The sequence below is a fragment of the Fibrobacter sp. genome (assembly GCF_017545445.1).
In the GTDB taxonomy this organism is placed as follows: Bacteria; Fibrobacterota; Fibrobacteria; order Fibrobacterales; family Fibrobacteraceae; genus Fibrobacter.
This window is the reverse complement of record NZ_JAFWOM010000034.1, coordinates 1-5,790: the sequence shown is the minus strand read 5'-3', so window position 1 is coordinate 5,790 and position 5,790 is coordinate 1. Positions and strand designations below refer to the sequence as shown.

Below are 5,790 nucleotides of genomic sequence, written 5' to 3'. Positions count from 1 at the left end.
GAAGATGCACAAAAGAAAATCAAAAATGCCGATGAACTTCTAGAAGATTTGAAAGACGATTAAATCTTTGTTGTCTAATTTGCTCATTTTAGTTATATTTGAATTACAGATGAGCGTCTGGGATTCCCTTACATTTGATGATCTGCCTAACGAGGATTTAAAGTGGGTTGCAAAGACCCTCGGTCTCGATGTCGCCAAGAGAATCTGGAAACGCTTTGCAGGCAACCATGTAGCCTGTCCATCCCGGATGACTCCGAACGCTGTGCGTCGCTACATGGCTGACAACTGCGAGAAGACTGTCCACCAGCTTGCTTTTGAAACGGGCGTGAGCGAACGCACGATTTACCGCTATCTCAACTTTGTGCCGAAGAAGCGTGACAGCGGGCAGATGTCTCTTTTCTAGATTCATTCCTTTATCCATTCGCCGGTTCGTGCGTGGTGCAGGTAGTTTTCTGCTTTGCGGATATCGTCTTCCCAATTGTTGTCGGGCTTGAGGCCTGCACGGCATTGATACTTTACGGCGTTGCCGATGTCGTAGGCAGCTTCACGCGGAATTTGTGGACGTTTGACGATGGCGTGGATGATCTTGATTGTTTCCACGGGCATTTCGTTGTAGTAGGTCTGTTTTTTTTGCGGTTGGTTTGGTGTGGGTTTGGTCATTTGATGGGGTCCTTTAGGTATTCGAGCATTACCTTTTTGATGTTTTCAATGTCTTCGTCTTGCAGGAGCATGTAGGGGCGTGCAGGGATGTTTGAGCCGGGGTGGTGGACTTTCTTTCTGTAAAGCGTCACTCCGCCTACGGTGAACTGCAACGCACGTCTGTTTTTTGCTTTGATTTCATGCGGTGCGGTCGTGCCGCCGAACTGGTGGATGGCTGCGTATTTTTGCGGTCCGGTCATTACTGTTACACCCATTCCGTCATCATCAACTTTGTGGTGGATGCTTTTCATGAGTGCCCCAGTGCCGATTAAGGTCATGCCCTTGGGCTTTTTCGATTGTGTCCACTTTTCGGGTCTGCCGCCTTCGCGGAAATTCTGCTTGACACTTTTTACAACGATGTTTCCAGCCACGGCCATGATGGGCTTTAAATGGACGGCACGGTCTTTCAGGATTTCGAGAAGCGTGTCGAACTCGTGCCGTTCTATGGTTGCGTTGATGAAATCTGCCATGGGGTTGCAATTCCTTGGAAAAAGTGGTATATTGTCCTAAAGTAAGGAGTTATACATGCCTGATCCAGAATTTGAAAAATTGCTAGAACTTTGCAGCAAATGGACAAACGACGATGCAGAGTATATTTTCGATTGTTCTCTCAAGGACGACGCTCCTGATGATGTGAAAAAAGCCTTCGAAAAACTGAAGAAAATGCAGAAGGAATACGACGACGCTGGCATTCTTGTCTAGTTGTTCCGTTTGTTTTTCCTGACATTGTTCATCCTTTCCATTAAAGCTTTGTAGACTGCCTTGGATTCGGCGGCAGCGTTAGAACGGTTGTTGAATACATCCGAAACCGCTTCTGCAACAGTTTCCTTGTAGCTGTATTTTTCATCGGCATAACGGGAAATGCCTGCCCTGAATTTCAGGACTTTATTGTAGTCCGATATTTCGACACCGCGATCTTGAGCCGCTTTGTTGACAATCTGTTTTGCCACTAGCTCAAAATTGTCGTATTTGTACATTTCCATTTGTGCCAGAGTACATTGAACGACGTGCCCCATTTCGTGATAAGCCGTCGCCCTGTGGCATCCGTTTTTAGGGTGGAAACCGTCATCGGTATATGGGACTGAATTTTTTCCAAAGTATTTCTTGTTAATGAGTATCGAGAACGGTGTATTCGGTATTTTGTAATGCCTGGTGATAGCCCTGTTTTTGTCCTTGGGGTCAGTTCCAAGGATGTCGATTTTCGCTTCCGGGAAAACGGTCATTACGGAGTCTATTCCTTTCAAGACTTCCTTTACATGCCCCAAGTCGAATTTCTTCAGGCGTTCGTCAATCTTGAAACCGCGTTTGTTTTCCATGTATTCAAACAACTCGGCGGGCTTCTTGAAAGAGTCAATTTTCTTGTCGGTTTTTACTTTTGGAATGTTCCCGGCTCGTTCGTCCTTCCTGTCGTTCCAGCGGTCTCGAATGTTCTGAATGATTCCGGGTGTTCTGTTTCCGTGCCTTTCGGATGAAATTCGTTCAATTTCAGAATTCAATTCAGCGTTGCCTTCAAACTGGTCCAAAAGTTTGAGCTCTTTCTCTTTGAGCTGTTCCTTGAGCCGTTGGTTTTCGGCATCGGCATCGCCTATGCTGTAGTCCCAATTTTCACCAATGTTCGTGGTGTCGTTAGCCGGGGTCGGGGCTTTCGTTTCTTTTTCAAGCCCTGCTTTCATTTCGTACTTGCTGATAAATTCCTTTTCGCACAGACAACCGAATCCGTTTGGAGGGCTATGCTTTTCCCACCACGGGTCGTTTACTGGGAGCACCGTGCCGTTCCACGCCTTGTGCTGTTCGCGGCTTGTGGGCATCATCATGCAGATGTACTTTGCGTGCGTAAATACTTCGGGCATTTCCCTAGCTTGCCGTTCTTGTGCTGCCGCTGCTGCGGTGAGCATGTTCGTCTGGTAAATGACTTTCGAACGCCATGCACCGTATTTGGGCTTTTTCATCTTTTCGTCAAAGCTGGGGTCCGATTCGCGCCACTTGCTTGCAATTTGATAGAACCGATTGCGGAAATCTTGCAGGGATTCACCCTTTTCGATGGCCTTGTCAACGGCGTTACGGAAATCAAGCAAGATGTCGGCACGCATTGCACCGGCAACGGTGAACGCTCTCGTGTGCATTGCGCCCTTGAGATCGTTCCAGCGTTTTGTAGGAAGGTTGATTTTCTGCTTGAAGTAATCGACCGCTTCCTTGTACGCACCTTGCTTGAAACCGAGTTCCTTAGCCATCTATGATGCCTGCTTTTCTGAGAAGCGTGAAACGCCCTGCAAGGTCTGCTGCGAGGAATGCCTGTTCCATTTCGTCTTCAATTTGGTCCATGGGCATTTCGCCATAGCAGCCGCCAAGCTTGTCGCGGACTTCTTCGAGACTCTTTGCGTTCTCTACGAGTTCGCGGATGGGTGCAAGGAAATCCACCTTTTCACATTCGTCTGCGAGGTGTTCGGTGAACTCGTTCACTTGTTTGCGGAGTTCGTGGCTTGCGTTGCGAACTTTCGGCTTCTTTTCAGGGCCTTCCGCGAACATTGCTCCACCTTGCTGGACTTCGTGCATTTCAAAGTATTTTTCATCGATGCCGTAAACATCGGTGATATACGCGGCGTTGAATTTGACGCCAAGTTGGGTAAGCTTCACATCGCGTTCGAGGCGGGCTTCTTGCAAGTCTTCCGGGAGGATGATGTTCATCCAGGGAATTTCTTTTTCGTTCGGCCAGTTGATTTCGTAGATCCAGCGGATGAGCTGGTTGATGCTGGATTCTACCATTGCGGCATCGTCGAGGGCTAGGTCTGCACGCACGTCGTTGTGCACGGTAGCCATAGCCTGTGTGCCGCCCGAGCTCGTCTGTTCGGTGGTGAGGGTTTCGCCAAGCCAAGCCTTGGACATGGCCTTGTCTGCCCACGCGATGATTTCTGCGTGCGGGTTTGTGCCGCTCAGGTGGGTTTCCAGGAGTTCCACGGAGCCGGTCTGCGGGATGACTGCGACTGCATCGCGGATAAGCCCTGCAAGCATTTTCAGGAACTGCTGTTGTTCGGCATCAGTTGCCGTTGGCGGCACCTTGCCGATGGCCTTGGGCATGCCGTATTTTTCGACGAAGAGCATCCAGAATTTGAGACCGCCTTTCTTGAACGCGAGAGGCCAGAAGCAACGGGAATAGGTTGAGTTGCCGTATGGGTTCGCGGTTGTCGGGCGGTTGCGAGTGACGAGGAACTTGCGGGCGGGCATTTCTTGGCGGGTGCCGTCCTTCGTCTGCAAGAGGAGCTTGCCGTCGCTGTCGAACTTGAACCATTCCTGCTTGCGGTCCTTGATGGCTGTGGGCAAAATGAGTACGCCCAAGTCGGTCGCGACTGCATCCCACACGATTTCATGCACGGCGTAACCGAAGCCGATTGCTTCGAGCATCTGCGAAATCGTGTTGCGGAGGTCGATATTCCAGAGGTATTCCTCGACAAACTTTGCCTTGTTCTGGTCGCCCTTGCTACCGTCGATTGTCCATGCACGGCTCGTGATGGCGGCAAAGCGCTTGTTTTTCACCGCGTCGAGGTGTGCGTCTATCATTTCGCGATAGACCTTGATATTGCCGCCCTGAGCCTTGAGGATTGTATCGGGGTTTGGCAAGTAGTCGAGCCCGGTGATATACTCGGCGACATTCCGGGTGGCGACTTCCTTTGCAAGCTGCAATTCGCGCTTGTTTTGGGTCTCGTTCTGGTTATTTTTGTTCTTTTTGCTCATGCAGTCCTCGGTCTGTTTCTAATCTCGTTGAATCGCCGTTCAAATTCGTTGAAAAATGATTTTTTAAAATTTGATGTCCACTTGCTAGGGTTTTAAGAAAAAAGGCTTAAAAGGGCCTTTCTGTGCGATTTTTAAAACCCACTCAAATCCACGTTTTGTTCCTTGAATGGGTTTGCCGTTTGCACGAATATCGGGCCCGCCGCATTCGCCGATTTTGCGTGGTATGCAAGCGCCGCTCCCCAGAAGAAGTCGCCGTGGCCCTTCTCGGTGCTTTCAGCGTCGTAACGGATATTCCCGGCACTTGTGACAATCTTTTTAACAGCGTGGATGCTTTCGGCCTGTTTGTCTTCTTCGCGACCGTCAACGCCCGGAAATTTCGGGCATTTTTCGATGATGAGTTTCTGGTCTTCGAATGCTTGCAAAAGACTGATGGCGAGGTCTGCCTTTACCGCGTTCGTAAAGAGAACTCCTTCGACCTTGACCGAGCCGAACTTTTCCTGAGCGCGTTCGGTGAACTGGTCGCCAAGCCCCGTGCGGTCGATACAGGCTCGCACTAGGTTCGGGAGCTTGAGGAACTTGTAGAGCTTTTCTTCAAGGTAGCTCCACTTCTTTTTCTGGTAAGCTTCGACCGCTCGGCAAACAAGCTGGTCGCAGACATCTTCGAATACATAGATGACATAGAGGTGACGGTGGCGGGCTACGTCGCAACCGAGGTAGAGCGGACCTTTAGCCTTTTCAAGACCAAGGATACCTTGGCGCTCGCAGCTGTGAATGAGGTCATAGCCGATCATCGACGTGGACTCGTCTTGCGGATTACAGCAGTATTCCTCTTGCCATATCGCCTCAGTAAGGCAGCCTTTGTGTTCCTGCGCCAGCCATTCCTCGCGTTCTTTCCTGGAGAGCTTTCGCCCGCAGATACGGTCGGCGAGGCCTTCTTCTACTGCGAGCTGGATAGGAACTGTGTGCACGCTGTAATCGAGTTCGCCTTTTTTGCACTTGTCGATGATCAGGTAGAAAAGCGAGTTGACGCCGTTGTGCGTAGAGAGTATGCGGATTGAGTAACCCCACATGGCGGCGGGCTTCGCGGCTGCCCACATCTTGCGGTCGTCCTTGTGGTGTGCCGCTTCGTCCCAGACAATCTTACCGCCTTTTGAGCGGAACGCCTTGGGGTTGCTGGATAGCGCGTAAATTTTTGAACCGTTGTTGAACTCGATTACTTTGGACTTTACGCCTTTGTCTTCATCTGCAAATTCACATTCCGTAATGTCTTCGCAGTTGATTTCTGCTAGAGTTTTTGCTATGGAGTTCAGCTTTGAAACCCAACCGGATATGTAATCCATGTATTCGGCTGCGGCGGTCATG

At 50.0% G+C, this 5,790-nt stretch carries 7 protein-coding genes; 2 read left to right on the top strand and 5 right to left on the bottom strand.

Going from position 1 to position 5,790, the window contains the following annotated elements; genetic code table 11:
- The first annotated feature begins 109 nt into the window (after window positions 1-109).
- A complete protein-coding gene (locus IKG78_RS04245) occupies window positions 110-403 on the top strand; it encodes a hypothetical protein (RefSeq protein WP_173356594.1) in 294 nt (97 codons plus the stop codon).
- Between the two features lie 2 nt (window positions 404-405).
- Here IKG78_RS04245 and IKG78_RS04240 read toward each other — a convergent pair whose 3' ends face one another.
- Together IKG78_RS04240 and IKG78_RS04235 are read right to left on the bottom strand one after the other, a co-directional pair.
- Complete coding sequence (locus IKG78_RS04240) at window positions 406-660, bottom strand: DUF3310 domain-containing protein (RefSeq protein ID WP_290939809.1); 255 nt, start codon at window positions 658-660, stop codon at window positions 406-408.
- Window positions 657-1,169: a phage virion morphogenesis protein gene (locus IKG78_RS04235; protein WP_290939804.1), complete on the bottom strand. Its 513-nt coding sequence runs from the start codon at window positions 1,167-1,169 to the stop codon at window positions 657-659. The genes IKG78_RS04240 and IKG78_RS04235 overlap by 4 nt, the downstream gene beginning before the upstream one ends.
- 55 nt (window positions 1,170-1,224) lie before the next feature.
- Between IKG78_RS04235 and IKG78_RS04230 the strand changes: the two genes are divergently transcribed.
- A complete protein-coding gene (locus tag IKG78_RS04230) occupies window positions 1,225-1,401 on the top strand; it encodes a hypothetical protein (protein WP_290939800.1) in 177 nt (58 codons plus the stop codon).
- On the opposite strand, the gene IKG78_RS04225 is transcribed toward IKG78_RS04230, so the two are convergent.
- From IKG78_RS04225 to IKG78_RS04215, 3 genes are all read right to left on the bottom strand, one after another.
- A complete protein-coding gene (locus IKG78_RS04225; RefSeq protein WP_290939796.1) occupies window positions 1,398-2,930 on the bottom strand; it encodes a phage minor head protein in 1,533 nt (510 codons plus the stop codon). The genes IKG78_RS04230 and IKG78_RS04225 overlap by 4 nt on opposite strands.
- A complete protein-coding gene (locus IKG78_RS04220; protein WP_290939793.1) occupies window positions 2,923-4,428 on the bottom strand; it encodes a DUF935 family protein in 1,506 nt (501 codons plus the stop codon). The genes IKG78_RS04225 and IKG78_RS04220 overlap by 8 nt, the downstream gene beginning before the upstream one ends.
- Before the next feature lie 131 nt (window positions 4,429-4,559).
- Window positions 4,560-5,790 (bottom strand): terminase family protein (locus IKG78_RS04215; RefSeq protein ID WP_290939790.1); only part of this gene is annotated, 1,231 nt, incomplete at its 5' end.

Bases quoted from the DNA above. Each gene is read 5' to 3' on its own strand.
- IKG78_RS04245 (WP_173356594.1), top strand. From the start codon at position 110: ATGAGCGTCTGGGATTCCCTTACATTTGATGATCTGCCTAACGAGGAT.
- IKG78_RS04240 (WP_290939809.1), bottom strand. From the start codon at position 660: ATGACCAAACCCACACCAAACCAACCGCAAAAAAAACAGACCTACTAC.
- IKG78_RS04235 (WP_290939804.1), bottom strand. From the start codon at position 1,169: ATGGCAGATTTCATCAACGCAACCATAGAACGGCACGAGTTCGACACG.
- IKG78_RS04230 (WP_290939800.1), top strand. From the start codon at position 1,225: ATGCCTGATCCAGAATTTGAAAAATTGCTAGAACTTTGCAGCAAATGG.
- IKG78_RS04225 (WP_290939796.1), bottom strand. From the start codon at position 2,930: ATGGCTAAGGAACTCGGTTTCAAGCAAGGTGCGTACAAGGAAGCGGTC.
- IKG78_RS04220 (WP_290939793.1), bottom strand. From the start codon at position 4,428: ATGAGCAAAAAGAACAAAAATAACCAGAACGAGACCCAAAACAAGCGC.